Genomic DNA, 25,842 nt, shown 5'->3' on the forward strand with positions numbered 1-25,842 from the left:
CAGGTCAACGGTGTTGTCATAAGGTCACGGCTCCCGGAGGCATCGCGCACCCTGGAGGCGTTCCATGACCGACCGTGTCGTCCCGTCCGGCGAGCGCCGCCGCCGGCGGCCCACCAAGACGGGCGTGGTCCTGTCCGAGGAGCTGATCGTCGCCACGGCGCTGCGGCTGATCGAGGAGCACGGCGCGGAGGCGCTCTCCGTGCGCCGTCTGGGCCGTGCCCTGGGCGCCGACCCCAGCTCCCTGTACCGCTACTTCCGGCACACCGACGACCTGATGCTCGCCGTCGCCGACGAGCTGATCGGCCGCGGTCTGCGCACCTGGCGGCCCACCGGCGACTGGCTGGCCGACCTGCGCGACCTCGGCCTGCGCATGCACGCCGGCGCGCTCGCCCACCCGCGGGCGGCGGTGCTCAGCGCGCACCGGGTCACCGGGCGCGGGCACGAGATCGCCGCGGTGGAGGCGATCCTCGGGGTGCTGCGTGGTGCAGGCTTCCCGGACGTGGAGGCCGTCCGCATCTACCACGCCTTCGTCGACCAGGCCCTCGCCTTCGGCGCCCTCGACGCGGCGGGCGTCGCCCTGCCGCCGGCCGCCCGCGAAGCGGAGACCGCGGTGTGGCGGGCCACGTACGCCCGCCTGCCGGCCGCCACCCATCCGCACATTGCCGCCACCGCCCCCCACCTGATCACCACCATGCGCCGCAGCTCCTACCCGGCGGCCCTGGACCTGCTGCTGACCGCGGCGGCGGCCCGGCTGGCGGAGGTGCAGGGGCGGACGCAGTGAGGGCGCGTCGTCCGCGGGGACGGGGAGGCGGCGGCCACACTGGTGGCATGACCACCACAGCTCCGCGCAGCGCGCAGCAGCGCAAGCGCGACACCCTGCACCGGCTCGAACGCGACGTGGACGCCTGGGTCGCGACCGCCGCCGAGGACGGCGCGGCTCCCTATCTGGTCCCACTGTCGTTCGTGTGGGACGGTGCCACCCTGCTGTTCGCGACCCCCGCCGCGAGCCGCACCGGGCGCAATCTCACCGCCACCGGCGTCGCCCGCATCGGCATCGGCCCCACCCGCGACGTCGTCCTCGTCGAGGGCACCGCCACGGCCGTGGAACCGCACGACCTGCCGGAGGAGGACGCCGAGATCTTCGCCGCCAAGACGGGCTTCGACCCGCGCGAACTGACCACGCCCTACCTGTACTTCCGCGTCCTGCCCCGCCGTGTCCAGGCCTGGCGCGAGGCCGACGAACTCGACGGCCGGGAGCTGATGCGCGACGGCCGCTGGCTGGTGACGGACTGAAACCGGGGTATCCGCAGGAGCGAGGGGCGGGCCCTGCCGCCCCGCGTCAACGGACCCGCGGAGGAGACATGCCCCTGTTCACGGCCGGCGTCGTGGTGCTCGACTGTGCCGAACCGGAGAAACTCGCCGAGTTCTACACGGCGTTGCTGGAAGGCGAGCAGGTCGAGGCGACCGCCAACCGAGTGGAGATCCGCGCCGCCGAGGGCACCCGGCTCGCCTTCCGCCGCGACATGAACGCGACCCCGCCGAGCTGGCCGCGCCCCGAGAACTCCCTCCAGGTGCACCTCGACTTCCTGGTCGAGGACCTGGACGAGGCCGAGCGCCGGATCGTGGGCCTGGGCGGGCGGCCCCTGGACACCAAGGACGCCTCCGGCCCGTACGAGGAACGCGGTTACTCCGACCCGGCCGGCCACTCCTTCACCCTGCGCCGCGTCGCCCCCACCGCGCCGAAACTCGGCTGAGCGGCGGGGGCGGCCCGGCCGGTCCGGCGGGCGGCGAGGCCGGTCAGTCCCGGCCGCCCTTGTCCTGCACCGGCCACACACCGGTCGAGCGCTCGATGGCCTTGGCGCCCGTGCGGTCCACGGCGCTGCGCACCGCGGCGAAGATCGCACCCTGCACCGCGGCAGCCAGCAGGATCTCGCCCCAGCCGCGGTCCGGGTCCAGCGCGTCCGGCGCGTCGTCCTCGTGCCGGATCAGCTTCCACGTCTTCTGGAACGCGAGTCCGGCCAGCGCACCACCGGCCCAGCCCAGCACGAAGCCGACGGGCTTGTAGGCGAGCGGGAGCGTCTTCTTCTTCGTCTTGGCCACAGGGTCTCCTCGGGTTGGGGTGTCGTGGGGGACTGCGGGATCAGGGACGGCCGCGGGCCGGCACCTCCTCCGCGGGGCGCACCGGTCCCGGCGCGGTCCCGTCCCCGAAGGGCCGCCCGCCGAGCCGCTCACGGTGATGCGGCGTCAGCCAGCCCGCCAGATCGGGGCCGAGCGGCACGATGCCGGTCGGATTGATGCCGGTGTGCACCTGGTAGTAGTGCCGCTTGATGTGGTCGAAGTCCACGGTGTCGCCGAAGCCGGGTGTCTGGAACAGGTCCCGGGCGTACGCCCACAGCACCTCGTTCTCGGCCAGCTTCCACCGGTTGCACTTGAAGTGGCCGTGGTACACCGGGTCGAAACGCACCAGCGTGGTGAACAGCCGGATGTCGGCCTCGGTGATCGTGTCCCCGACCAGATAGCGCTGCCGCTCCAGCCGGGCCGCGAGCTTCTCCAGCCGCTGGAAGACGCCGGTGCAGGCCGCCTCGTACTCCTCCTGCCCGGTGGCGAAGCCGGCCCGGTAGACGCCGTTGTTGACGTCCTCGTACACCTCCGCCATCACCGTGTCGATCTCGCCCCGCAGCTCCTCCGGGTACAGATCCGGCGCCCCGGGGCGGTGCAGCGCCCGCCACTCGGTGGCCAGGTCCAGCGTGATCCGCTGGTAGTCGTTGGTGACGAGCCGTCCGCTCGGGACGTCCACGATCGCCGGTACGCTCACCCCGCCCGGATAGCCGGTCTCCCGCCGGTCGTAGGCCTCGGCGAGGTAGCGGATGCCCAGCACCGGGTCGCGGCCGTCCGGATCGAGCGTGAAGCGCCAGCTGCGGTCGTCCTGGACCGGGTCGGCGATCGCCATCGACAGCGCGTCCTCCAGGCCGAGCAGCCGCCGCGAGATCACGGCCCGGCTCGCCCACGGGCAGGCCCGGCTGACCACCAGCCGGTACCGCCCGGCCTCCACCGGCCAGCCGTCGCGGCCGTCGGCGGTGATCCGGTCCGCGAAATGACTCCTGGACCGGCTGAAGGCCTTCCTGCCGTATGCGCTGTTGCCGTCGCCGTCCCGCCCCATGACCCGCTCCTCACTGCTGCCGGGGTGCGTTCCTGCCCTTCTGCCTTCCCCGGGTTCCCTGAAACACCTCACCGGCACGGTGTGATCCCCCACGGCCGGGGCAACCGGCTCAGCGTGAGCGGTACACCCACACGACGTGACAGGGAACGCGCGGCGGACCACAGGACGCGGGTCACGGTCCTGGTGGCGCTGGCGGCCAACCTTCTCATCGCGGTCGCCAAGGCGGTCGGCGGCCTCCTCGCGGGCTCGCCCGCGCTGCTGTCGGAGGCGGCGCACTCCGTCGCCGACAGCCTCAACGAGGTCTTCCTGCTGGCGGCGCTGCGCCGCAGCCGCCGCCCCGCAGACCGGCGCCACCCCTTCGGCTACGGCAAGGAACGCTTCTTCTGGTCACTGCTCGCCGCCGTCGGGATCTTCGTGATGGGCGGCTGCTTCTCCGTCTTCCAGGGCTTCCAGGCGCTGCGCGACGGCGCCGAGGAGAGCTTCGGCGGGTACGTCGCCGGGCTGGTCGTCCTCGGTGTGGCCCTGCTCGCCGAGGGCGCCTCGCTGCTGCGGGCCGTGCACCAGGTGCGCCGGCAGGGCGGCGTGGCGGCAGGCATGCGCGACCCGGCGCTGCGCACGGTCGTCGCCGAGGACGGCACGGCGGTGCTCGGCGTCGTGCTGGCCATGACCGGGATGGCGTTGCACATGGCCACCGGGCAGGTCGCCTACGAGGCCGCGGCCTCCTTCGCCATCGGCGTGCTGCTGGTGTGCGTGGCCTACCACCTCGGCCGTGAGGCCCGCGACCAGCTGATCGGGGAGGCCGCCGACCCCGAGGCGAGCGAGCGGATCCGGCGCCTGCTCGACGGGCAGCCGGAGATCGACAGCGTGGAGGCGCTGTTCAGCATGAAGACCGGGCTCGACTCGGCGCTCGTGGCCGCCCGTGTCGACCTGGCGCCGGGGCTGGACAGCGAGCGGGTGGAGGAGGTCTCGGTCCGCATCAAGCGGTCCATCGCCGACGCGGTGCCGGAGGCGGCGCAGATCTTCCTCGACATCACCGACCGCGCCGCGCGCGAGTCGCACGAAAGCCCCGCCGCGACGGGGGAACGCGGCGGGGCCTGACACTCACGTGCCCGCCGCGCGCCCGGCCATGCCCCCCGGCGCACGGATTTTTCCGCGCAGGTGCGGCGCGGGGCGCGGCGAGCGGTCTCGGCGGACCGGGGGAGTCGACTCGCCCACCGGGCCGGTGCATCGGTCCGGGCCGGCCGGTGGCGGAGTGAAAGGTTCCGGCCAGATTCCCCCGTTCGCCGATGTGGCCGAACTTCGCGTCGCCGCATAGATGCCCGAGGCATCTAATGAAGATCGGAACGGCGTACTCATCGTCTGCGAGGTCTTCCATGACGGACTTGACGGACCAGCCGGCACCCGTCGCTTTCCCGCAGGACCGCACCTGCCCCTACCACCCGCCCACCGCCTACGACCCGCTGCGCGCCGGCCCCCCGCTGGCCCGCGTCACCCTCTACGACGGACGTGCCGTCTGGCTGGTGACCGGGCACGCCGTCGCCCGTGACCTCCTCGCCGACCCGCGTCTGTCGACCGACCGCACCCGGCCGGGCTTCCCCGCCCCCTCGCCCCGCTTCACCGCGGGCCGTGACCGCCGGCCGGCGCTGCTGGGCGTGGACGACCCCGAGCACCACGTCCAGCGGCGCATGCTCGTGCCCCGCTTCACGCTCAAGCAGGCGAACGCGTTACGGCCGGACATCCAGCGGATCGTCGACGACCTGCTGGACGCCATGGTCGCCCAGGGGCCGCCCGCGGAGCTGGTCGGCGCGTTCGCGCTGCCCGTGCCCTCGATGGTGATCTGCGCGCTGCTCGGCGTGCCGTACGCCGACCACGAGTTCTTCGAGGAGCAGTCGCGGCGGCTGCTGCGCGGCCCCGGCGTCGAGGACGTCCTCGCGGCACGCGACCGGCTCGAGGCGTACCTCGGCGATCTGATCGATCACAAGGCCGAGCAGGCGGAACCGGGCGACGGCGTCCTCGACGAACTGGTCCACCAGCGGCTGCGCACCGGCGAGGTGACCCGGGCCGACGTCGTCTCGCTGGCGATCATCCTGCTCGTCGCGGGCCACGAGACGACCGCCAACATGATCTCCCTGGGCACCTACACCCTGCTCCAGCACCCCGACCGGCTGGCCGAACTGCGGGCCGACCCGGGGCTGCTGCCCGGCGTGGTGGAGGAGCTGCTGCGGATGCTCTCCATCGCCGACGGGCTGGTGCGCCTGGCCGTCGAGGACATCGAGGTGGCCGGGACGACGATCCGGGCGGGCGAGGGCGTGCTGTTCGCGACGTCGGTCATCAACCGCGACGAGGCGGTCTACGCCGACCCCGACAGCCTGGACTTCGGCCGCTCGGCCCGCCACCACGTGGCCTTCGGCTTCGGCATCCACCAGTGCCTCGGCCAGAACCTCGCCCGCGCCGAGCTGGAGATCGCCCTGCGCACCCTCTTCGAGCGGCTGCCCGGCCTGCGGCTCGCGGTCCCCGCCGAGGAGATCCCCTTCAAGCCCGGAGACACCATCCAGGGGATGCTGGAACTCCCCGTGACCTGGTAAGAGGCTGACGCACCATGCGCATCCACATCGACAGGGACGTCTGCATCGGCGCCGGCCAGTGCGCCCTCGCCGCGCCGAACGTCTTCACCCAGGACGACGACGGCTTCAGCACCCTGGTCCCCGGCCACGACACCCCCACCCCCGACCCGATGACCCGCGAGGCGGCCCGCGCCTGCCCGGTGAACGCGATCACGGTGACCGAAACGACGAACTGACCCCGGCGGAGGTCGCGTCAGGGCGGGCGGCGGGCCGGCCGCGGAAGTCCGGGCGCCGCATCGCCGCGGCGGGGGTGCCGCCCGGGCGGGGTGCCGGTGTGCGGCTTCGGTCCGGCACCGGTGCGTGGCTTCGGTCCGGCGCGGGCGTTCCGCCGGGGGTCGGCACGGCGGGGGTCTTCGGGCCCGGCGTCCGCGTACCGCCCACGCCTGACGCCAGCGGGCGTCTTCGGCCAGGCAGCGGCGTTCCGCCCGGGTCCGGCACGGTGGACGTCTTCGGGACCGGCGCCGGTGTCGGCGTACCGCCTGGGTCCGGCAAGGCGGGCGTCTTCGGTCCGACACCGGCGCCGGCGCTCGCCTCGGCGTGTTGCGGTGCCGGTGGTGTCGTCGATGCGGTGGTCGCCGTGGGGGATCTCGCCGGTCGCCGCCCCCGTTTCCGACGAAGCGACCCTCGAGGCGCATCCGTTACCGGTCCCGCCGTGGGGATGTGCGCGGGCGTCGGCCATCTGTCATCGCGGCGCGATCAGTGTTCGGGCCGCCTCTCGGGCCTCGTCGGCCGGTGCGGTGCTGCCGGTGACGCCGGCCGTGACCATCGCGCCCTCGGCCAGCAGGAACAGCTGCCCGGCCAGCTCCGGCGCCAGCCCGGCCGCCGCGACCAGCCCGGCGAGGTACTCCCGGAACGCCCGCTTGTGCGCCCGCACCTGACGCGCCACCGCCTCGGAGGTGGCGCCCAGCTCGCCGTACGCGTTGATCCACGCGCAGCCGCGGAAGCCCTCCTCGCCGAACCAGCCGCGCAGCCAGTCGAACACGGCCAGGATGCGCTCGCACGGGTCCGTGTGCCGCTCCACATGCGCGGCGAGCCGCCCGCGCCATTGCGTGTCACGCCGCTCCAGATATGCCTCCACCAGCTGCTCCTTCGCCGGGAAGAGCTGGTAGAGCCGCTTGAGCGACAGCCCCGAGGCGCCGCGGATGTCGTCCATGCCGATGGAGCGCACACCGCGCCGGTAGAACAGCTCCTCCGCTGCGTCCAGGGCCCGGGTGCGGGCGGTCGCGCTGTCCACGGGCACGGGGCATCACTCCTCGGTGGTTCCTCGACACGGCGGAGAACAGGGGACGTTGACCTGAGAACGATCGTTCTCTACCTTAGCCGACCAGAAGGAGAACGCTCGTTCTCCCTGCCGTTCCTTCGAGGAGGACCCATGGCCGACCGCCCGCCCCTGCCCCCGTTCACCCGGGAGACCGCGGCCCGGAAGGTGCAGGCCGCCGAGGACGCCTGGAACACCCGGGACCCGCACCAGGTCGCCCTCGCCTACTCCGAGGACTCGGTCTGGCGCAACCGCGACACCTTCCTCACCGGACGCGCCGAGATCATCGGCTTCCTGACCGCCAAGTGGGCTCGCGAGCTGAACTACGCCCTGCGCAAGGACCTGTGGGCCTTCGACGGCAACCGCATCGCCGTCCGCTTCCAGTACGAATGCCACGACACCGACGGCCGGTGGTGGCGCTCCTACGGCAACGAGCTGTGGGAGTTCGACGAGCACGGCCTGATGACCCGGCGCGAGGCCAGCATCGACGACGTACCGATCGAGGAGAACGAGCGCCGCATCCACGGCCCGCGCCCGGAGAGCGAGCGGGGCAGCAGCTTCCCGCTCCGTTAGACCGGCGTCCCGTGGAGGCGATCCGGCGATCTTCGCGTCGCACGAGGCTTAGGCTCGGACCGTCAGCCGCCGACCAAGGCAGGAGCAGCAACGATGCAGTACGTGAAGCTCGGTTCCACAGGTCTGGACGTCTCCCGGATCTGCCTGGGCTGCATGACCTACGGCGTTCCGGACCGCGGCACGCACGAGTGGACCCTGGACGAGGAGGCCTCCCGGCCGTTCATCCGCCAGGCCCTGGACGCCGGGATCAACTTCTTCGACACCGCCAACGTCTACTCCGACGGCACCAGCGAGGAGATCGTCGGCCGCGCGCTGAAGGACTTCGCCCGCCGCGACGACATCGTGCTCGCCACCAAGGTGCACGGCCGGATGCGCCCCGGCCCGAACGGCGGCGGGCTGTCCCGCAAGGCGATCATGTCCGAGCTCGACCGGAGCCTCGCCCGCCTCGGCACCGACTACGTCGACCTCTACCAGATCCACCGCTGGGACCCGCACACTCCCGTCGAGGAGACGATGGAGGCGCTGCACGACGTGGTGAAGGCGGGCAAGGTCCGCTACATCGGGGCGAGTTCGATGTACGCCTGGCAGTTCTCCAAGGCGCAGTACACGGCCGAACGGCACGGCTGGACGAAGTTCGTGTCGATGCAGAACCACTACAACCTCCTCTACCGCGAGGAGGAGCGGGAGATGCTGCCGCTCTGCGCCGACCAGGGCGTGGGCGTCCTGCCGTGGAGCCCCCTCGCCCGCGGCCGGCTCACCCGCGACTGGGGCACCGTCACGGGCCGCAGCACCACCGACAACTTCGGCAGCACCCTCTACCAGGAGGGCGACCGCGCCGTCGTCGAGACCGTCACCCGCATCGCGGACGAGCGCGGTGTCCCCCGTGCCCAGGTCGCCCTGGCCTGGCTGCTCCACCAGGACGTGGTGACCGCCCCGATCGTCGGCGCCTCCAAGCCGCAGCACCTTCAGGACGCGGTGGCCGCCGTCGACCTGACGCTGTCGGAGAAGGAGATCGAGGAACTCCAGCAGCCGTACGTGCCGCACCCGGTCGCCGGTCACTGATCCGCCGGTCCCCGATTCGCCGGTCCCTGACCTGTCGGCCACCGACCCGCCGGGCGCCGACGGGACGGCTCAGGGGCCGGTGCCCGGGCTGAACGGTGTCAGCGTCACCGTGGAGGCGTTGCCGCCGACCGGCACCGGCCCGCCCCGCCACACCACCTTCAGCGACGCGCGCTCGTCGGGCGGCGTGACGAGCAGCGCGGCCGGGGTGGCCGTACGGGCCCCGCTGATCTCGGGGTTGGAGAAGGTCAGCCCGGCCCAGGCGCTCCGGCCCGGCGCCAGCGTCACCGCAGCCGCGGCCGAGCCGTCCCCGCGCCGCGGGTCGGGGCCGAGCTGCCGGCCGGAGGCGTCCACGAACGCCGCCCCCGGGAAGCCGTACACGGTGCAGGTGCGGGTGGAGGTGTTCGTCAGCACGACGGGGAAGTTCTCCTGCCCGGCGCCCGGGTCGTTGCGCCCGACGGCGGCACGCAGATCGCCGGTGTGGCAGCGGGAGGACGCGGCGGGCCGCGCGGACGTCGTGGGCTGCACGGCCCCGGGGACGGCCGTGCCGGTGGGCTCGGCGGCCCCCGGCCCGGCCGTCCTGCTGGGCTCGGCGGAGCCCGGGGCGGCCGTCCTGGTGGGCTCCGTGGAGCCGGTGGCGGTCGTCGCCGGCGGCTGGACGGTGCTCGCGGCCGTGCCGCCGCCGTCACCGCCGCCACAGGCGCTGAGCGCGCCCAGCGCGGCGACCGTGCTCACGAGCAGGACGGGAAATCGCGTGTACGGGGCCATGCCGGACGTCTGCCCAGGGCGCACGGTCGTGATGCCGGGAGCGCGCGGGTTCACTCCGCCAGTCCCTCCGCCAGACCGTCCGCCAAGCCCTCCTCCAGCAGCCCCAGCTCCGCCCAGATCGTCTTGCCGTCGGTGGTGTGCCGGCTGCCCCAGCGCTGGGTCAGCTGGGCGACCAGCAGCAGTCCGCGCCCGCCCTCGTCCCAGGTCTTGGCCCGGCGCAGATGCGGGGCGCTGTGGTTGGTGTCGGACACCTCGCAGATGAGCGTGGTGTCGTCGTGGATCAGCCGCAGCCGGATCGGCGGCGCCCCGTACCGGATGGCGTTGGTGACCAGCTCGCTGACCACCAGCTCGGCGGTGAACGTCGTGTCGCTGAGCGACCAGGCGGCGAGCTGGTCGACGACCTGCTTGCGGATCGGCGCGACCAGCGACGGGTCGGCGGGGATGTCCCAGGTCGCCACCTGCGCGGAGGGCAGCCCCTGGGTGCGCGCCAGCAGCACGGCGACGTCGTCGGCGACTCCGCCCGGCGGCAGCAGTGTGTGCAGGATGTGGTCGCAGGTCTCGTCGAGGGAGCCCGCGTCGGCCTCCAGCGCGCCGCACAGCAGACGGTGCCCGGCGTCGACGTCCCGCTCCCGCGACTCGATCAGCCCGTCCGTGTAGAAGGCCAGCACACTGCCCTCGGCGAGTTCCAGCTCGGTGCATTCGAACGGCAGCCCGCCCACGCCCAGAGGAGGGCCGGACGGCAGGTGCACCCGGCGTGCCGGACCGCCCGGCGGGAGCAGCACCGGCGGGGGATGCCCGGCTCTGGCCAGCGTGCAGCGCCGCGACACCGGGTCGTACACGGCGTACACACAGGTCGCTCCGACCTCGCCGGGGCTGCCCTCGCCGCCTGCCTCCTCCGACAGCCGCAGCACGAGATCGTCGAGATGGGTGAGCAGTTCGTCCGGCGGCAGGTCGATGTCGGCGAGCGTGCGCACGGCGGTACGCAGCCGGCCCATGGTCGCCGACGCCTGCACCCCGTGTCCGACGACGTCCCCGACGACCAGGGCGACCCGCAGTCCGGACAGCGGGATCACGTCGAACCAGTCGCCTCCCACTCCGGAGCGGGCCGCGGGCAGATAGCGGGAGGCGGCCGAGACGGCGGCGCTGCGCGGCAGGGAACGCGGCAGCAGGCTGCGCTGCAGGGCCAGGGCGGTCTCCCGCTCGCGCGAGTAGCGGCGGGCGTTGTCGATGCAGACGGCTGCCCGGGCGGTGATCTCCTCCGCCAGCAGCGCGTCGTCCTCGGTGTAGGGATCGGGGTGGCGGAAGCGGTGGAAGACGGCGACGCCGAGCGTGGAGCCGCGGGCCTGGAGCGGCACCGCCATCGTGGAGTGCACGCCGTACTGGTGGAACAGGCGGTGGCGGCGTTCGTCCCAGGACAGCCACTGCTCCAGGTCGGTGGAGGGAGCGGAGAGGACGATCGCCTGGCCCGCCAGCAGCGCGGCGGCCTGCGGGGAGGGCGCCGGGTACTCCTCCGCGTCGCCCAGCATGGTCACCGCCCCGGGGCTGCCGGGATTCACCGAGTGGTGGGCGGCCCGGCGCAGCACGACCGGCGGGACCAGCCGGGCCGGCGGCTCACCGCCGTACTGGTCGGGGTCGAGCAGGTCGACGCTGACGAAGTCGGCGAGCACCGGCACGCACACGGCAGCCAGCTCCTGGGCGGTGCGCGTGACGTCGAGGGTGGTGCCGATGCGGACGCTGGCCTCGTTGACCAGTTGCAGCCGCTCACGGGACAGGTACTGGTCGGAGAAGTCGTGCGCGGTCACGCACACCCCGCGCACCCGGCCCGCGGCGTCGGTGACGGGGGCCATCCGGGCGAGCCAGGCACGCGGACGGCCCGTACCGCCGACGCGCAGCCGTGTCTGGGTGTCCAGCGGCCGGCCCGTGGTGAGCACCTGCGCGAGCCGGTCCTCGAGGTCGTCGCTCGCCGGGGTCCCGCCGATCTCGGCGAGCCGCAGCCCGCGTACCCGCTCCTCGGGCAGCCCGACGAGCTCCACCATGGCGTCGTTCATCCGGTGCAGCCGCAGCCGCTCGTCGAAGAGGGCGAGGGCGCAGGGGGACTGCACGAGCGCCGCCGCGTCCAGCGCGTCGTCCGGGGGGCGGGGGCCGGTGGTGTCCACGGGGGCGACCACCAGCCAGTGGCTGGGTTCGTCGTCGTGGGGCCTGAGGTGGTGGGCGAGCACCCACACCTCGACCGCACGGCCGTCCCGGTGGCGCAAAGTCACCGTTCCGTCGTGGCGCGATTGCGCCGGACGGGGCGACACGCCCGCCGGGTCGGCCAGCAGACGGGCGGCGGGGCGGCCCACCACCTCCGCGGCGGTCCAGCCGAGCAGGCGCTGCGCACCGGCGTTCCACCCGGTCAGCGTGCCGTCGTCGGCGATGACAGCCCGGGCCGTCGCGGCGTCGTCGAACGGGTGGTCCGGGCTCATCCTCGCACTCCATTGCGCACACTCACAGTGAACGGTGTGTCACTCGGTTCCAGAGTAGTGCGTCCCCGCCGCGCGCGGTCGGGAACCCCCGGCCTTCACCGCCTTCCGCCCTTGATGGTCAAGACGCAAATCCGGACAGCGTGGCGCGTCGTGGCGCCCGGGCAGAAAGCGATACCCCGACTCTTGACGGACGAGCGATGCATCCCGTCAGAATCTGTTCGATCACGTTGTCTTGTGTGTACTTCTGCGCCCTCATGAAAGGGGAGCCGCTGTGTCGGTCACCAGGAGATCGGTCCTCATCGCCTCCGCGGGCGTGCCCGCGGCCACGGCGCTGCTGGGATCCGGGGCGGTCCCGGCCGTGGCGGCGGACCCGGGTGGCGCCGGCCGGAGCACCGTCCCGCTGCGGGACGGCTGGCGTTTCGCGCTGGTGAACCCCGGCGGGATCACCGACCCGACCGGCGCCTACGCGGACGCCGCCGACCCGGGATACGACGACAGCGGCTGGCGCCGGGTGGCCGTACCGCACGACTGGAGCATCGAGCAGACCCCCACCACCGAACACGGCACCACCGCCGGCACCGGCTTCCTGCCCGGCGGGCTCGGCTGGTACCGCCTGTCCTTCACCCTGCCGCCGGCGTACGCGGGCAAGCGGATCGCGGTCGAGTTCGACGGCGTCTACATGGACTCCCGCGTCCACTGCAACGGCACCGAGCTCGGCCGCCACCCCTACGGCTACACCGGTTTCGCCTTCGACCTCACCGGCCATGTGCACACCGACGGGCGCACCGCGAACGTCCTCGCGGTCCAGGTGCGAAACCAGCTGCCGAGCAGCCGCTGGTACTCCGGCAGCGGCATCTACCGCGAGGCCCGCCTGGTCGTCACCGAGCCGGTGCACGTCGCCCGCTGGGGCACCCGGGTCATCACCCCGGAGGTCGGCCCCCACCGGGCCGTGGTGCGCGTGAGCACCGACGTGGTGAACAACTCGGGAGTCCCCGCCGAGGTGGAGGTGGTCTCCCGGATCACCGACCCGCGCGGCCGTACCGTCGCCCGTACGTCGTCGACCGTGCGCGTCACCGGCGAGCACACGGAGGCTCACGAACTGGCCGTTGCCGAGCCGCTGTTGTGGGACTTCGCCACCCCCGAGCACCGTTACGCGCTGCACACCGAACTGCTGGTCGCGGGGCGCACCACGGACACCTGCCGCACTCCCTTCGGTATCCGCACGTTCCGGTTCGACCCCGACGACGGCTTCCACCTCAACGGTGTGCACACCAAGATCAAGGGCGTCGACCTCCACCACGACCTCGGTGCCCTCGGCGCGGCCGTGCACATCGACGCGATCCGCCGCCAGCTGAGCATCATGAAGTCGATGGGCGTCAACGCCCTGCGCACCTCGCACAACCCGCCCGCGCCCGAGGTGATCCGGGTCTGCGAGGAACTGGGCATCGTGATGATGGTCGAGGCGTTCGACTGCTGGCGCACCGGCAAGAACCGGTACGACTACGGCCGCTTCTTCGACGAGTGGTGCGAGAGGGACGCCGCCGAGATGGTGCGCGCCGCCCGCAACTCACCCGCTGTCGTGCTGTGGTCGATCGGCAACGAGATCCCCGATTCCACCTCCACCGCGGGTCTCGCCATGGCGGACCGGATCATCACGGCGATCCGGGCCGCCGACGACACCCGCCCGCTGGTCATCGGCTCCGACAAATACCGGGGACTGCCCGCCAAGGGTTCCCCCGCCGACCTGATGCTGGCCAAGCTCGACGGGCTCGGTCTGAACTACAACACCGCCAAGTCGGTGGACGCCCTGCACGCCGCCTACCCGCACCTGTTCCTCTTCGAGTCCGAATCGTCCTCGGAGACCTCCACCCGCGGCGCGTACCAGGAGCCCGAGCACCTCAACACCGGCGAGAACCACACCCCGGGCCGCCGGGCGACCTCCTCCTACGACAACAACCTCGCCTCGTGGACCATGAGCGGCGAGTACGGCCACAAGAAGGACCGGGACCGCAAGTGGTTCGCCGGGCAGTTCCTGTGGTCCGGCATCGACTACATCGGGGAGCCCACGCCGTACGACGTCTTCCCGGTGAAGGCGTCCTTCTTCGGCGCGGTCGACACGGCCGGCTTCCCCAAGGACATGTACCACCTCTTCAAGAGCCAGTGGACGAGCGAGCCGATGGTCCACCTGCTCCCGATGAGCTGGAACCACGACGAGGGCGAGACGGTCGAGGTCTGGGCCTACGCCAACGTCGACACCGTCGAGCTGTTCCTGAACGGCGAGTCGCTGGGCGTGCGCACCTTCGACCGCAAGAAGACGGTCGATGGCCGGGAGTACCTGGAGACCACCGAACCCACCGGCGACGACAAGACCTTCACCGGCGGCCCCTACCCGGGCAGTTACACCAGCCCCAACGGCAGTGCGGGCAAACTGCACCTGAGCTGGAAGGTGCCCTTCCGGCCGGGTGAGCTGAAGGCGGTCGCCCGCCGCGACGGCCGGACGGTCGCCACCGACGTGCTGCGCACCGCGGGGGAGGCGCACGCCGTGCGACTGACCGCCGACCGCAAGTCCCTCGCCGCGGACGGCCGTTCACTGGTCTTCGTCACCGCCGAGATCGTCGACGCGCACGGCGTGGTGGTGCCCGACGCCGAGCACCTGATCTCCTTCGACGTCACCGGCGGCTCGCTCGCCGGGCTGGACAACGGCCGCCAGGAGAGCGCCGAGCGCTACCAGGCCAGCACCCGCACCGCCTTCCACGGCAAGGCGCTCGCCATCGTCCGTGCGGGCACGAAGCCCGGCGCGCTGCAGGTGACCGCCCGCGCCGAGGGGCTGCGCTCCGGCACGGCGACCGTGCGCACCCGCCCGGCCCGCTCGGCGGCCACCACCCCGCCCGCCGTGTTCGTGCCCGACCTTCCGGCGCCGGCCGTCCACCCGTACGCGGACGCGAGCTACTCCGGCCGCCCCGACACGCTCCCGGCCGCGATGCTCGACGGCGATCCGGCCACCGGCTGGTCCAACGGCTTCAGCAAGGCGCCCACCGGGCTGCTGCCCGGCTTCAGCGGAGCCCGTGCCAAGGACTGGGTGTCGCTGGACTGGGGCCGCACCCGGACCGTCGACCGCGTCGAGGTCTCCTTCACCGCCGACGCCACGCACAGCCTGCCGGCCGCGCTCGCCGTCGACGTCTGGGACGGCCGGCGCTGGCAGCCCGTCAGCGGGGCGAGCACCGACTGGGCCGCCGCCTCCGACGCCCCCACCGTCGTCACCTTCCCCGCGGTGCGCGGCTCCCGCCTGCGCCTGACCCTGACCAGCGCTCACCCGGGCGAGCCGCGGGGCGCGGTCCGGATCAGCCGTTTCCGGGTGCCGGGGGTGTGACGCTCGAGCGGCCCGGGTGCGCGCCGTCCCGCGCACCCGGGCCGCACCGCCTGCGGTACCTCATGACCACTTGCCTGACCTGCGGGTATTTACGCGCGAGTACCCGAGCGGTACCGTGATGGCATGCCAGCTCTGAATGTGGAGTTCAGTGAGCGTGAGCTAGAGGACCTGCGGCAGATCGCCAAGGAGCGCGGTACGTCGATGAAGGCGCTCGTGCGGGAGGCGGCCGCCGCCGACATCGCGCGGCACCGGGCGCTGAAGGAGGGCGCGGAGGCGTTCCGGCGGTTCTTCACGGCCCACGCCGAGGAATTCGCCGTCGCCTTCCCCGACGACGAGCCACCGATGAGCGGCGAGGGGCGGGTCGCCTGAGCGATGGCTTCCGTCGTCCACATCGACGTGCCCTGGCTGCTGCAGCGCCATGAAGAGGTCCTGCCGGAGCAGCCCACCATCAACGACTTCTCCGCGCTCGTCGCCGCCGTCGCCCGGCACCGCGTCGACCCGCCCCGGCTCGGTGTGAACTCCGACCCCGCCTGGCGGGCCGCCGCCCTCCTCCACACCCTGGCCGTGCTCAAGCCGCTGCCCTCGGCCAACGCCCGCTTCGCCTGTTCCACGGCGGTGGCCTACATGTTCGTCAGCGGGGTGGGCATCGACCCGCCGTACGGCGCCCTGGTCGACCTCGCCCGCGACCTGATGTCCGGCAAGGCGGACGTGTACCGCGCCGCCGACCGGCTGCGCTCCTGGCAGATCTGAAGCCGCCGGCTGCGCTGCCGACGGATCCGGACACGTCCCCTGCGGGCCGCCGGCCGAGGGCGGGAGGATCAAGGCCGGCGGCCGTTTCGCGCGGGAGAGCCGCCGTCCCGCGCGGGGCCTCCGAGGAAAGGCCGTGTCCAGTGGACTACAGCGCGTGGCGGGCCGGGACCGTGCGCGCGGCGCGGACCTGTGCGCGCGTTTCACACGGGGCGCGGGCATGTCCGAAAACGCTTGCCACATGGGGGGATCGGGGTGCGGCATTCTGACTTTCTGTCAATGGCGGGGAGGCTCTCCCGGCGGCTTGTTGCGTGCAAGTCAGGTATGCAAGGCTGAGCGCTTCCCGCGCGCCGGAAAGGGCAGGCCGTACCGCGTGTTGCTTTCACGGCGCGCGGAGATCCTGTGTTCCTCCAGCGCGTGGGAAGGAATCCGCTCACCGTGCCCACCCCCCACCCCCCTCGTCCCCCCTTTCCGCCGCCCTTTGCGCACTCCGGCGGCGCCGTGGAGGAATCCGACGAGGCGCTCGCCGCCCGGGCCCGCGGCGGACCCGACGACGACGTCGCCCAGGCCACGGCCCTGCTGATGGCGCGGCACTGGCAGCCGGTGCACGACTACGCCGTCATCTGCCTGGCCTCGTCCGCGCAGGTCGCGGCGATGGTCACGGCCGCCGCGTTCCACCAGGTGCTCGACCGGCTCACGCTGGGGGAGTCCGCCGCCGCGCTGCGCCCGCGGCTGCTGCTGGCCGTACGGGGCACGGTGCGGCAATGGGCCGGCGCCGACCGGATAACGGGGGTTCTGCCGCAGCTGCGCAAACCGGCCGGCGGACGCGGTATGCGGGCTGCCAAGTACATGACAGCGGAAAACCGCCGGCTGACCGAGCGGTCATTCCACGCCCTTCCCGCCGAGGCCCAGTGCCTGCTCTGGCACATCGACGTCGAGGCCGAGCCGGTAACCGTTCCGGCGGGACTGCTCGGCATGACCGAGGAAACCGCGGCAGCCGCTTACGAGGACGCCCGGGAAAAACTCCGCGAGGGCTGTGTCCGCGCCCATCGGGAACTCGCGCCGAGCCAGGACTGCCGCCATCACAACCGTCTTCTCGACATTCCCCTGCGGCGTGGCGGCGGGCTGCTGCCCGAGGTGCGCCGGCATCTCGCCCAGTGCCGCCACTGCAGCGCGGCGGCCGAGCAACTGGAGCACTTCGAGGGCGCGTTGGGCACGCTGCTCGCCGAGGCGGTCCTCGGCTGGGGGGCCCGCCGCTATCGCGACTCCCGGGCCGGCCGCGGCCGGGCCGGCGGCCACGGCAGGGGTTCCGCACGCCACCGCGGCGGCCGCCCGGGCCGTCGGCTGCTGCCGCGCCGCCCTCTGCCCGGGGCCCGGTCCACACGGACACTGCTCACCGGGGCGGGGCTCGCCTCCGGGGTGCTGCTGACCATGTTCCTGGTGACCGGGGCGTGGTCCGACGACGGCCACGGCACCGGCGCGGCCGCCTCGGCCGCCGCCACGGGCGCCCCCGGTTCTCCGGGTACGACCGCCTCGCTGCCGCCCGCCGTCTCCACCGCGCCGCCCGGAGCCGCCGAACTGCCGACCGCGCCGCAGCGCAGCAGGCTGCGCAACGTCGCCGCCGGCCTGTGCCTCGACATCCGCGGCCGTGCTGCCGCCGGCGCCCAGGTCCAGCTCGCGGTGTGCTCCTCGGCCGCGACCCAGCAGTGGTCGTACGACGAGGACGGACTGCTGCGCAGCACGGCCGCGCCCCAGCTGTGCCTGGACTCGCACGCGGACGCCGGGGTCGTCATCCTCGGCCCCTGCGCACCGCGCGGCGACCGGCGGTCCGGTGACGTGCGCTACGACCTCACCGTCCGGGGCGAACTGCTGCCCCGCTGGGACGAGTCGCTCGCCCTGGCAGCGGCGACCGACGACATCGGCGCCGACATCGTCGTCAAGGTCCGCGACGGCTCCGACGCCCGGCGCTGGGTCCGGGACACCCCGCTCCCGTCGTCCGCCTCCCGACCGGCGGTCGGCACGGCCACAGGCCAGGCCCACCCGGCAAACGGCACGTGAGAACCCCCGGCTGCCCGGCACCTCGCCGCCCGTGCCGGACAGCCGACGCCCCACCGAGGGGACGGACCGCGGCTCTCGGGCGCGGAGGGAGACGGGGCGACCGGGGGCCGGCTCGCCGTCGTCCGCTTCGGCCCGGCCGTCGAGCCGGCGACGGGATGCCGGGCGGCGTCATCCGTCCCGCGCCGCCCGCGGGCTCGCCACCCGCGTCGCGCCGCACCTCCGGCTGACGGCCCTGGACCGGGTGTACCGCCCGCCCGAAAACGCCGGGGGCTGACGCCCGGCGTGACCACCGGTGCGGACCTCGGCGCACACCGCCGAACCCCGCCGCGGCGCGCGGCCGTATGCGCGGCGCGGCGCGGTGGCGGCCGCCCAGGGTCACGGCGCGGCCGTCGGTCCCCACTGGCCGGCCAAGGCCGCGCCCGCCTTCCCGGAGCCTCAGCTCGGTGCGCCGCAGCCCCTTGCCCCGCCATGCCGAGAACCATGGCCCGGGGCGCGCCGGTCTCCATGGCCGCAGTGGCGGCCGGAACCCCGGCCCGGGTGGGGTGGCGTCCGTCGTCCCGGAGCCTCATCTCGGTGCGCTGCGGCGCCCCCGGCGCACCGCCCTTGGCCCGCCCGGCGTGCCCCCGGCCTGGCGCGCGCGCCGGCTGAACCGGTCCGGCCGCCGGTCCGGTTCACGGTCCGGTCTCCGGCCCCGGCCCGGTCTCCCGGTCCCGGGCTCCCGGCTCCGGCCCGGTCTCGGTCTCGGCCTCGGCCCCGGCCCGGTCTCGGCCCCGGCCCGGCCTCCCGGTCCCGGGCTCCCGGCCCCGGCCCGGTCTCGGCCTCGGTCCGGCCTCCCGGCCCCGGCCCGGCCGGGCGGCCGGCCCCCACGGGCCGCCCTGTTCGGGGCTGCTTCCGTCGCCCCGTCAGCTCAGCTGGGGGTGCCGCGGGCGAGGTGGAGGACTTGGGGCCAGTCGAGGCTGGGGTGGGGGCGGGTCGCTGCGGCGCGGGCGCGGGGGACGCGTACGCGTAGGGCGCCGGGGGCGATCCGGCAGACGACAGGGGAGGGCAGCACGACATGCTCGCCGTCGATCCCGGCCGCGACGGTCGCGGTGTCCGCGGTGACGACCACCTCACCGGCGGTCAGCCGGGTGAGGCCGCCCCCGCGCGCCCCCCGTACCGCCCGCGCCGCCTGTGCGGCGTTGGCGACGTGCACGCACAGCACTCCGAGCAGGCCGCGGTCCAGGCCGCCCCGGTGGCTCTGCCCCCGCCCCAGGGCGTACGTGTAGGGGTTGTTGCTGACCAGCACCGCCTGCAGGCCCTCGGCCCGACGGCCGTCGGAGCGCATGCTCAGCCGGGGCGCGTCGTCACCCGTGAGGAGCTCCGGCAGGTCGCGCAGCGCCGTACGCACCTTGGCGTTCCGGTACGCGGAGTCGCCCACCACGGCCGCATAGGTGCCGAACGAGGCGTTGTTGACGAAGACCCGCCCGGCCGCGAAACCGAGGTCGACGCGGCGGTCCACCCCGTCGGTCAGGGCCTGCAGCGCCGCGGCCGGGTCGTCGCGGTCGAGACCGAGGTCCAGGGCGAAGTGATTGCGGGTGCCCGCGGGCACGACCACGAACGGAAGGTCGTGCTCATGGGCCACCTCGGCCACCAGGGCCTGGGTGCCGTCCCCGCCCGCCACCGCCAGGAGGTCCGCTCCCTCGGCGACGGCCCGCCGGGCCAGGCCGGCCGCGTCCTGCCGACCGGCGTCGAGCAGGGTCACCGAGGCGCCGGCGGCCAGGGCCCGTTCCACCAGATGGAACCGCCCCACCTTGCCACCGCCGGAGCGTGGGTTCATCAAGATCCACGGGCGTTCCGCCGTCTTGGCCGCCGCGGGTGCGGCCGCGTCCGGGGCGGACGCGTGGGGCGGGGCCACGGCGCTGCGGGCCGCGGTCGCGGCGAGCACCAGCAGGGCGGCGCTGATCACGGCCGGGCCGAGCATGCCGTGGGCGGCGTACAGGCCCAGGACCGCGAGGGGCGCGCCCACGGCCACGGCCGCGCCCACGGCGCGCACCACGCCGGTGTGGGCCAGCGTCCACCACACGCCGACGGCCGCGAGGGCCAGCCCGGCCATGCCGAGCAGGATCCACAGCGCGCTGCGCAGCCCGGCCACGACCAGGGGCACGAGGATGCCGGCCAGCAGCGCGAGCAGAGCCGAACGCGCCCGCCACACGGCGGCGCGCCCCGTGCCGGGGGCAGGGACGCCGCGACGGGCCGGGCCGTCGGACCGGTCCCGTCGCGACAGGGAGTGGACCACGGGGTGTCCTTTCCCGGGGGAGCTTTCACGAGGTGCGCCGGACGCGGCTCACCTGTCGCCGCGCGGCACCGTGTCGAAGGGGTCGCCGAAGTCCTCCTTCCGGGCGACGCACAGGGCCCAGATGATGAACCCGGACATGGTGATCATGATGACGGACCACACCGGGTAGTACGGCAGCGAGAGGAAGTTGGCGATGATGACGAGTCCGGCGATGGCGACGCCGAGGACCCGGGCCCACGTCGCCGCCTGGAACAGCCCGATGCTGATCACCACGGCGACCACGCCCAGGGCGAGGTGGATCCAGCCCCAGCCGGTGAGGTCGAACTGGAAGACGTAGTTGCGGGTGTTGAGGAACACGTCGTCCTCGGCGATTGCCATGATGCCGCGGAAGATGTCGAGAAGTCCCACCAGCGTGAGCATGACGCCGGCGAAGGTCATCAGGCCCGCGGCCCATGCGAACTTCGTGGAGTGCGCCGCCCGGGGCGCGTGGGTGGCGGTCATATGTCTGCCTCGTTTCCCTGTCCGCGCTCAGCGGGGTGCGGATGCGGTGGTGGTGCCGGATGCGGATGCCGCGGTGGCGCCGGAACCCCCAGGGGTGCCGGTCTCGCTCAGCACCAGCGCCTTGGCCCTGCGGAACTCCTCCTCCGTGATGTCTCCGCGGGTGCGCATGTCGGACAACTTGACCAGTTCGTCGGCGCTGGTGGGACGCTCACTGCCGCCCGCCGTCTTCTTGATGTAGGCGTCGAACTCCGCCTGCTGGGCTCGGGCGTGGGAGATCTCCCGGTGCCCCATGCTCTTGCCGCGGGCGATGACGTACACGAAGACGCCGAGGAAGGGCAGTACGACGACGAAGATCAACCAGCCGGTCTTGCCCCAGCCGCTCAGCTCGTCGTCGCGGAAGATGTCGCCGATGATCCGGAAGAGCAGCACGAACCACATGATCCACAGGAAGAACCACAGCATGGTCCAGAACATGCTCAGGAGCGGGTAGTCGTAGGCGAGTTCCATGGGGTACTCATCTCTCTTCTCGGTTCCGGGCGCGCTTTTCGCCGCCGTCCCCGGCTGGTCTCAGCGTGCACACGCCGAGGGTGCGGGGGCCTCACCCGCGGCGGGTGAAGTCCCCGTCCGCTTCGCTCAGGGGCCCGCCCCGCCCGGTTGCGCCGCCCCGGCGGGCGGCCCTGCCGCGGCGGGCCGTCCGGTCGCCGCGGCGAGCACGGCGAGCAGCGCGAGAACGACGACGACCAGGGCGACCACCAGGACCACGGCTCCCACCGTCGGGTAGTTCCACAGCACCAGGGCGAGCGCTCCCAGCCCGATGACGACGCCGGTGGTCCACGAGCGGTGGCCGGCCAGCCAGCGGCCGGTGGCGCCGGTGTTCACGCCGGCGTCCCGCAGCGCACGGCCCGCCGCCGACGTACCGCGTCCCGTCAGGGACCGTGTTGCGCGCGCGACCCGGCTCGGGCCGTACAGGAACGCCGCGAGGGCCGTGATCACGGAGACGATCAGCAGGGTGCGGGCGCTGTTGCGCAGGAAGCGGACGAAGAGGTCGTAGACCACCGCGGCGGCGTCGGGGGGCAGCGCGGAGGGTGGCACCGAGTCGAGATAGACGCGGCGGACGACGGCCAGGCCGACCAGCAGCACGATCATCATCACGCCCACGCCGCAGGCCGTGATCAGCAGCATCATCCGGTGCGCGGGGGCGGTCCAGACGGCGAGGGCGGCGAGTACGAGGGTGAGCACGGGCAGCCAGGCGCCCATGATGTCCAGCAGGCGCACGGCGTCCTGCGCCTTGGAGAGCTTGGCGGTCTCGAACAAGGTGATCTGCCGGTCCGGCGTGGGGATCGCGGAGGCCTTCTCGAATCCCTGGTCGGCCAGCCGCTGTTTGACCTGGTCCACCAGCGGGCCGAGGTCCAGTGTGATCTTGTCGCCCTGGGCCCGCACCGCCCTGCTCTCGTCGCCGGTCAGCATGCCCACCACCGACGCGTGGGCCCGCCGGTTGGCGCCTTCCCACACCTGCTGGAAGACGTCGCTGGTGACCACGCGGTCCACGATCCCGTGCACGGCGTTCGTCAGGGCACCGCGCAGGGGTCCGGCCAGAGCGGAGGACTTGTCCACGACGGCGGGCGGGGCGCCCGCGTTCGCCAGTGCCTTGCTCAGCGACGCCGTCACGGCGTCGACGTCCACGTTCGCCACGACGCGGGCCGTCAGCCGGTCGGTGACGACCCGCTGGACCGCCGGCTCCTTCGCCAGCGGGGCGACGGTCTGGACATAACGGCCGGTGTCGGTGACCGTGGCGTCCACCCAGGCCGCGACCACGGCCAGCGGGGCGAGGAGCAGGGTGATGACCAGCAGGACGGACGCCCCCGCGTAGCGCGTCCTGCGATGACGGACGGTGGCGGCCCGGTGCAGTCGCCGGTAACGGGCGTGCTCCTCGGCGCTGAGCACCACGGTGTCGTTGTCGTCGTCGCGGCCGGGGCCCGGGCTCTCGGTGGACGTCTTCGAGGCCATGGCAACTCCTCGGGTGTCGGGTCGTCACGCAGGCGGCGGGCCGGATCCTGAGCGGCCCCTTCTCGACGCGGCCCGCAGCGCCAGGGCCAGCCCCACTTCGGCGACGCCGAGCAGCACCAGCCACAGGCCGAGCAGCCGGGTCAGGGCCACGGCCGACTCCGAGGGCAGGGCCAGCACCACCACACCGGCCACCGCCGCGAGGGCGGCGACGCCGAGGACGAACCCGCGGTGCGGCAGGGCCTTGACGGCGAGGGCCGCCCAGGCGGTCAGCAGGCCGCTCACGAGCCACACGACGCCGGTGATCAGCGACAGCGCGGCGATCGTCTGCAGGGGGTGCCGCAGGCACAGGACTCCGGCCAGCACGTAGAGCACCGCGACGAGCAGGCCGGTGTGCCGGTCGCCGCGTTCACGGGCGAACGCGGCCACGAAGCGGAAACCACCGGTCACCAGCAGGTACAGCCCGATGAGTACGGCCAGCACGTGCAGCGTCTCGTCGGGCCAGGCCAGGATCAGCACGCCGGGCACCAGCGTCGTCATCGCCGAGCCCAGCAACCAGGCCCAGGAACCGCCGAGCTCCGCGAGCTGCCGTTCGGGGTCGGCACCCCGGGCGGGCTCCGCCGCGGTCCGATCCGCGAAGTCCCCGCCCGGGGCGTGCGATGTCCCGTCGACCGGAGGTTCGGATCCGGAGAGCGGCGCCGGGCCACGCGACACGGTCATGGTTCCTCCTCGCGTGAGGGCGGCGCGCCCACCGGACCGGTGACAGGACGCCGTGCGGGACTCCCGCACCCCCACAGCGTCGCTCGCGTGAGCCCGGACAGGGTCACCCACGACGGGTGATCCGTGCGGGCGGGGTGGGCGGTGGGCTGGATGCCGACACGCGATCGGGCCCAGGGAGGCGAAGCGCGACGCCATGAACGAAGCCACCGAGGCGCAGACGCACGCATCCGGGAAGGCCGGCACCGCCTCCGGGTCCGCGCGGCCGTCGGGACGGCTCGCGACGGCGGTCGCCCTCGCCCGGCCCGTGCTGATCGCGGCCGTCCTGCTCACCGCCTACTATCTGCTCCCGCTGGACCGGACCGGCACGGTCCGCACCACGGCGGTGTTGGCCGCCGGGCTGCTCGGTGTGGTCGTCGTCTTCGCCTGGGAGGCGTGGACCATCGCCCGTTCGCCCCATCCGCGGCTGAGAGCCGTCGAAGCGCTCACGGTCACGGTGCTGCTGTTCCTGGTCCTCTTCGCCTGCGCCTACTACCTGCTGGAGCGGCATGCACCCGGCTCCTTCAGCGCACCGCTCAGCAGGACCGACGCGCTCTACTTCACGCTGACCACCTTCACCACCGTCGGCTTCGGGGACATCACCGCCCGCTCGGAGACGGGACGCGTGGTGACGATGCTGCAGATGGTGGGCGGGCTGATGCTCTTCGGCGTCGCCGCGCGCATCCTCGCCCACGCCGTGCAGACCGGATTGCGGCGCAAGGCCGGGCAGGGGCCGGAACCGGGCCGGGAGGAGCGGGAAACCGAGAGGAAGCCATGATCACATCCACGACCGTCCATGCCGCGGCCTCGCCGTCCGAACGGGCGGCGTACGGCAAGGACGCGCGCAAGCGCGCCTCACGCTCCTGCCAGGGCTGGTTCGAGGCGTCACGGCAGCGGCCCGACCCGGTCACCGTCCTGCAGGAACAGTCGGCCACCCGCCTGAGCGACCTGGTGCCGATCCGGTACGGCCGCATGCTCGAGTCGCCGTTCCGCTTCTACCGGGGAGCCGCGGCCCTCATGGCCATGGACCTCGCGGGGCTCCCGCACTCCGGTCTGACCGTGCAGCTGTGCGGCGACGCCCACCTGCTGAACTTCCGGCTGCTGGCCTCACCCGAGCGGCACCTGGTCTTCGACATCAACGACTTCGACGAGACCCTGCCCGGTCCGTTCGAATGGGACGTCAAACGACTCGCGGCCAGCTTCGTGATCGCCGGCCGCGGCAACGGCTTCTCCGCCGCGCAACAGGACAGCGCCGTACGCGAGTGCGTGCGGGCCTACCGCACCCGTATGCGGGAGTTCGCCGCGATGCCGACGCTGGACGTCTGGTACGCGCAGGACGACGCGGACCGGATGCAGTCGCTGATGGCGTCGTCGATGACCAAGCAGCACAGGCGCCGTACCGCCGAGGCGGCGGCCCGGGCCCGCACCCGCACCCATCTCGAGGCCTTCGACAAGCTCACCCGGGTCACCGCCGACGGCCGGCGCATCGCCCCGGACCCCCCGCTCATCACCCCCCTGCGGGACCTGCTGGCCGACGCCTCCGACGCCTCCGACGACCGGCAGGAGAAGGAGCTGCGGACCGTCGTGGAGAGCTATGCGCGGACCCTCTCGTCGGAGCGCCGTTTCCTGCTGGGCCGCTTCCGGCTCGTCGACATGGCCCGCAAGGTGGTGGGCGTCGGCAGCGTCGGCACCCGCTGCTGGATCCTGCTCATGCTCGGCAGGGGAGACGACGATCCGCTGCTGCTGCAGGCCAAGGAGGCACAGGAGTCGGTGCTGGCAGCCCACACCGGCGGCCCCGCCTACGACAACCAGGGCCGCCGCGTGGTGGCCGGGCAACGGCTGATCCAGACGACCAGTGACATCTTCCTCGGCTGGACCCACGCGGTCGGCCTGGACGGCGTCGGGAGGGACTTCTACGTCCGCCAGCTGCGGGACTGGAAGGGCATCGCCCGCCCGGAGACCATGGACCCCGGACTGTTCCGCCTGTTCGCCCACCTGTGCGGGGCGGCCCTGGCCCGGGCCCACGCCCGGTCCGGAGATCCGGTGGCGATCGCGGCCTACCTGGGCGGCAGCGACCGGTTCGATCGCGCGTTGAGCCTCTTCGCCCAGGCGTATGCCGACCAGAACGAGCGGGATGTGCAGGCCCTGGCCTCGGCCGTCGCCTCGGGCCGGGTCCGGGCGACGAGCACGGTGTGACCCCGGGCGCTGTGTGCCCCCGGGCGAC

At 73.5% G+C, this 25,842-nt stretch carries 24 protein-coding genes; 14 read left to right on the forward strand and 10 right to left on the reverse strand.

Going from position 1 to position 25,842, the window contains the following annotated elements; all coding sequences use genetic code 11:
• Positions 1–64 precede the first annotated feature (64 nt).
• The 3 genes from ACZ64A_RS05315 (at position 65) to ACZ64A_RS05325 (ending at position 1,754) form a co-directional block, all read left to right on the forward strand.
• Positions 65–781 carry a TetR/AcrR family transcriptional regulator gene (locus ACZ64A_RS05315; protein WP_469808326.1) on the forward strand — a complete coding sequence of 239 codons (717 nt, stop codon included), beginning with the start codon at positions 65–67 and terminating at the stop codon, positions 779–781.
• Between the two features lie 47 nt (positions 782–828).
• The gene (locus ACZ64A_RS05320) at positions 829–1,293 is read left to right on the forward strand and encodes a pyridoxamine 5'-phosphate oxidase family protein (RefSeq protein ID WP_469808328.1); all 465 of its coding nucleotides are present in this window, start codon (positions 829–831) and stop codon (positions 1,291–1,293) included.
• Positions 1,294–1,361: 68 nt separating this feature from the next.
• Positions 1,362–1,754, forward strand: coding sequence for a VOC family protein (locus ACZ64A_RS05325; protein WP_469808329.1), 393 nt, complete (start codon positions 1,362–1,364; stop codon positions 1,752–1,754).
• 43 nt (positions 1,755–1,797) lie between these two features.
• Here the strand turns inward: ACZ64A_RS05325 and ACZ64A_RS05330 are convergent, their stop codons facing one another.
• Both ACZ64A_RS05330 and ACZ64A_RS05335 read right to left on the reverse strand, forming a co-directional pair.
• Positions 1,798–2,100, reverse strand: coding sequence for a DUF4235 domain-containing protein (locus ACZ64A_RS05330; protein ID WP_361629656.1), 303 nt, complete (start codon positions 2,098–2,100; stop codon positions 1,798–1,800).
• 40 nt (positions 2,101–2,140) lie between these two features.
• Complete coding sequence (locus tag ACZ64A_RS05335) at positions 2,141–3,160, reverse strand: glutathione S-transferase family protein (protein WP_469808330.1); 1,020 nt, start codon at positions 3,158–3,160, stop codon at positions 2,141–2,143.
• A 183-nt stretch (positions 3,161–3,343) separates the two neighbouring features.
• Here ACZ64A_RS05335 and ACZ64A_RS05340 point away from each other — a divergent pair, with 183 nt between their 5' ends.
• The 3 genes from ACZ64A_RS05340 (at position 3,344) to ACZ64A_RS05350 (ending at position 5,960) form a co-directional block, all read left to right on the forward strand.
• Complete coding sequence (locus ACZ64A_RS05340; protein WP_469809066.1) at positions 3,344–4,258, forward strand: cation diffusion facilitator family transporter; 915 nt, start codon at positions 3,344–3,346, stop codon at positions 4,256–4,258.
• Positions 4,259–4,533: 275 nt separating this feature from the next.
• Positions 4,534–5,745, forward strand: a complete 1,212-nt coding sequence (locus ACZ64A_RS05345; RefSeq protein ID WP_469808331.1) for a cytochrome P450 — start codon at positions 4,534–4,536, stop codon at positions 5,743–5,745.
• A gap of 14 nt (positions 5,746–5,759) precedes the next feature.
• Positions 5,760–5,960 carry a ferredoxin gene (locus ACZ64A_RS05350; protein ID WP_469808332.1) on the forward strand — a complete coding sequence of 67 codons (201 nt, stop codon included), beginning with the start codon at positions 5,760–5,762 and terminating at the stop codon, positions 5,958–5,960.
• Between the two features lie 506 nt (positions 5,961–6,466).
• On the opposite strand, the gene ACZ64A_RS05355 is transcribed toward ACZ64A_RS05350, so the two are convergent.
• On the reverse strand, positions 6,467–7,018 hold the full coding sequence (locus ACZ64A_RS05355; protein ID WP_469809067.1) for a TetR/AcrR family transcriptional regulator: 552 nt from the start codon (positions 7,016–7,018) through the stop codon (positions 6,467–6,469).
• 138 nt (positions 7,019–7,156) lie between these two features.
• Here ACZ64A_RS05355 and ACZ64A_RS05360 point away from each other — a divergent pair, with 138 nt between their 5' ends.
• Together ACZ64A_RS05360 and ACZ64A_RS05365 are read left to right on the forward strand one after the other, a co-directional pair.
• Positions 7,157–7,615 carry a nuclear transport factor 2 family protein gene (locus ACZ64A_RS05360; RefSeq protein ID WP_469808333.1) on the forward strand — a complete coding sequence of 153 codons (459 nt, stop codon included), beginning with the start codon at positions 7,157–7,159 and terminating at the stop codon, positions 7,613–7,615.
• Positions 7,616–7,708: 93 nt separating this feature from the next.
• Positions 7,709–8,677: an aldo/keto reductase gene (locus ACZ64A_RS05365; protein ID WP_469808334.1), complete on the forward strand. Its 969-nt coding sequence runs from the start codon at positions 7,709–7,711 to the stop codon at positions 8,675–8,677.
• Between the two features lie 69 nt (positions 8,678–8,746).
• On the opposite strand, the gene ACZ64A_RS05370 is transcribed toward ACZ64A_RS05365, so the two are convergent.
• Entirely contained in the window at positions 8,747–9,442 is a 696-nt protein-coding gene (locus ACZ64A_RS05370) for a DUF4232 domain-containing protein (RefSeq protein ID WP_469808335.1), read from the reverse strand.
• 50 nt (positions 9,443–9,492) lie between these two features.
• Positions 9,493–11,907, reverse strand: a complete 2,415-nt coding sequence (locus ACZ64A_RS05375; RefSeq protein ID WP_469808337.1) for a SpoIIE family protein phosphatase — start codon at positions 11,905–11,907, stop codon at positions 9,493–9,495.
• Between the two features lie 271 nt (positions 11,908–12,178).
• On the opposite strand from ACZ64A_RS05375, the gene ACZ64A_RS05380 reads away from it, so the two are divergent.
• The 4 genes from ACZ64A_RS05380 to ACZ64A_RS05395 all read left to right on the forward strand — a co-directional run bounded on the left by ACZ64A_RS05380 (position 12,179) and on the right by ACZ64A_RS05395 (position 18,082).
• Positions 12,179–15,277 (forward strand): glycoside hydrolase family 2 TIM barrel-domain containing protein, encoded by a 3,099-nt coding sequence (locus ACZ64A_RS05380; protein WP_469808339.1) that lies wholly within the window; start codon positions 12,179–12,181, stop codon positions 15,275–15,277.
• A gap of 123 nt (positions 15,278–15,400) precedes the next feature.
• Positions 15,401–15,646: a hypothetical protein gene (locus tag ACZ64A_RS05385; protein WP_469808340.1), complete on the forward strand. Its 246-nt coding sequence runs from the start codon at positions 15,401–15,403 to the stop codon at positions 15,644–15,646.
• Positions 15,647–15,649: 3 nt separating this feature from the next.
• The gene (locus ACZ64A_RS05390; protein ID WP_361629685.1) at positions 15,650–16,027 is read left to right on the forward strand and encodes a toxin Doc; all 378 of its coding nucleotides are present in this window, start codon (positions 15,650–15,652) and stop codon (positions 16,025–16,027) included.
• Positions 16,028–16,462: 435 nt separating this feature from the next.
• A complete protein-coding gene (locus tag ACZ64A_RS05395; RefSeq protein WP_469808341.1) occupies positions 16,463–18,082 on the forward strand; it encodes an RICIN domain-containing protein in 1,620 nt (539 codons plus the stop codon).
• Between the two features lie 907 nt (positions 18,083–18,989).
• Here the strand turns inward: ACZ64A_RS05395 and ACZ64A_RS05400 are convergent.
• The 5 genes from ACZ64A_RS05400 to ACZ64A_RS05420 all read right to left on the reverse strand — a co-directional run bounded on the left by ACZ64A_RS05400 (position 18,990) and on the right by ACZ64A_RS05420 (position 23,582).
• The gene (locus ACZ64A_RS05400) at positions 18,990–20,357 is read right to left on the reverse strand and encodes a diacylglycerol/lipid kinase family protein (protein ID WP_469808342.1); all 1,368 of its coding nucleotides are present in this window, start codon (positions 20,355–20,357) and stop codon (positions 18,990–18,992) included.
• Between the two features lie 48 nt (positions 20,358–20,405).
• Entirely contained in the window at positions 20,406–20,858 is a 453-nt protein-coding gene (locus ACZ64A_RS05405; protein ID WP_469808343.1) for a DUF7144 family membrane protein, read from the reverse strand.
• A 27-nt stretch (positions 20,859–20,885) separates the two neighbouring features.
• On the reverse strand, positions 20,886–21,365 hold the full coding sequence (locus ACZ64A_RS05410; protein ID WP_469808344.1) for an SHOCT domain-containing protein: 480 nt from the start codon (positions 21,363–21,365) through the stop codon (positions 20,886–20,888).
• A gap of 126 nt (positions 21,366–21,491) precedes the next feature.
• On the reverse strand, positions 21,492–22,865 hold the full coding sequence (locus tag ACZ64A_RS05415) for a hypothetical protein (protein WP_469808345.1): 1,374 nt from the start codon (positions 22,863–22,865) through the stop codon (positions 21,492–21,494).
• Between the two features lie 24 nt (positions 22,866–22,889).
• Positions 22,890–23,582: an HdeD family acid-resistance protein gene (locus tag ACZ64A_RS05420; protein WP_469808347.1), complete on the reverse strand. Its 693-nt coding sequence runs from the start codon at positions 23,580–23,582 to the stop codon at positions 22,890–22,892.
• Between the two features lie 193 nt (positions 23,583–23,775).
• On the opposite strand from ACZ64A_RS05420, the gene ACZ64A_RS05425 reads away from it, so the two are divergent.
• Positions 23,776–24,396, forward strand: coding sequence for a potassium channel family protein (locus ACZ64A_RS05425; RefSeq protein ID WP_469808348.1), 621 nt, complete (start codon positions 23,776–23,778; stop codon positions 24,394–24,396).
• A complete protein-coding gene (locus ACZ64A_RS05430; protein ID WP_469808349.1) occupies positions 24,393–25,814 on the forward strand; it encodes a DUF2252 domain-containing protein in 1,422 nt (473 codons plus the stop codon). Before ACZ64A_RS05425 ends, ACZ64A_RS05430 begins: the two co-directional genes overlap by 4 nt.
• Positions 25,815–25,842: the final 28 nt, after the last annotated feature.

Source organism: Streptomyces sp. NPDC104814 (assembly GCF_055583185.1).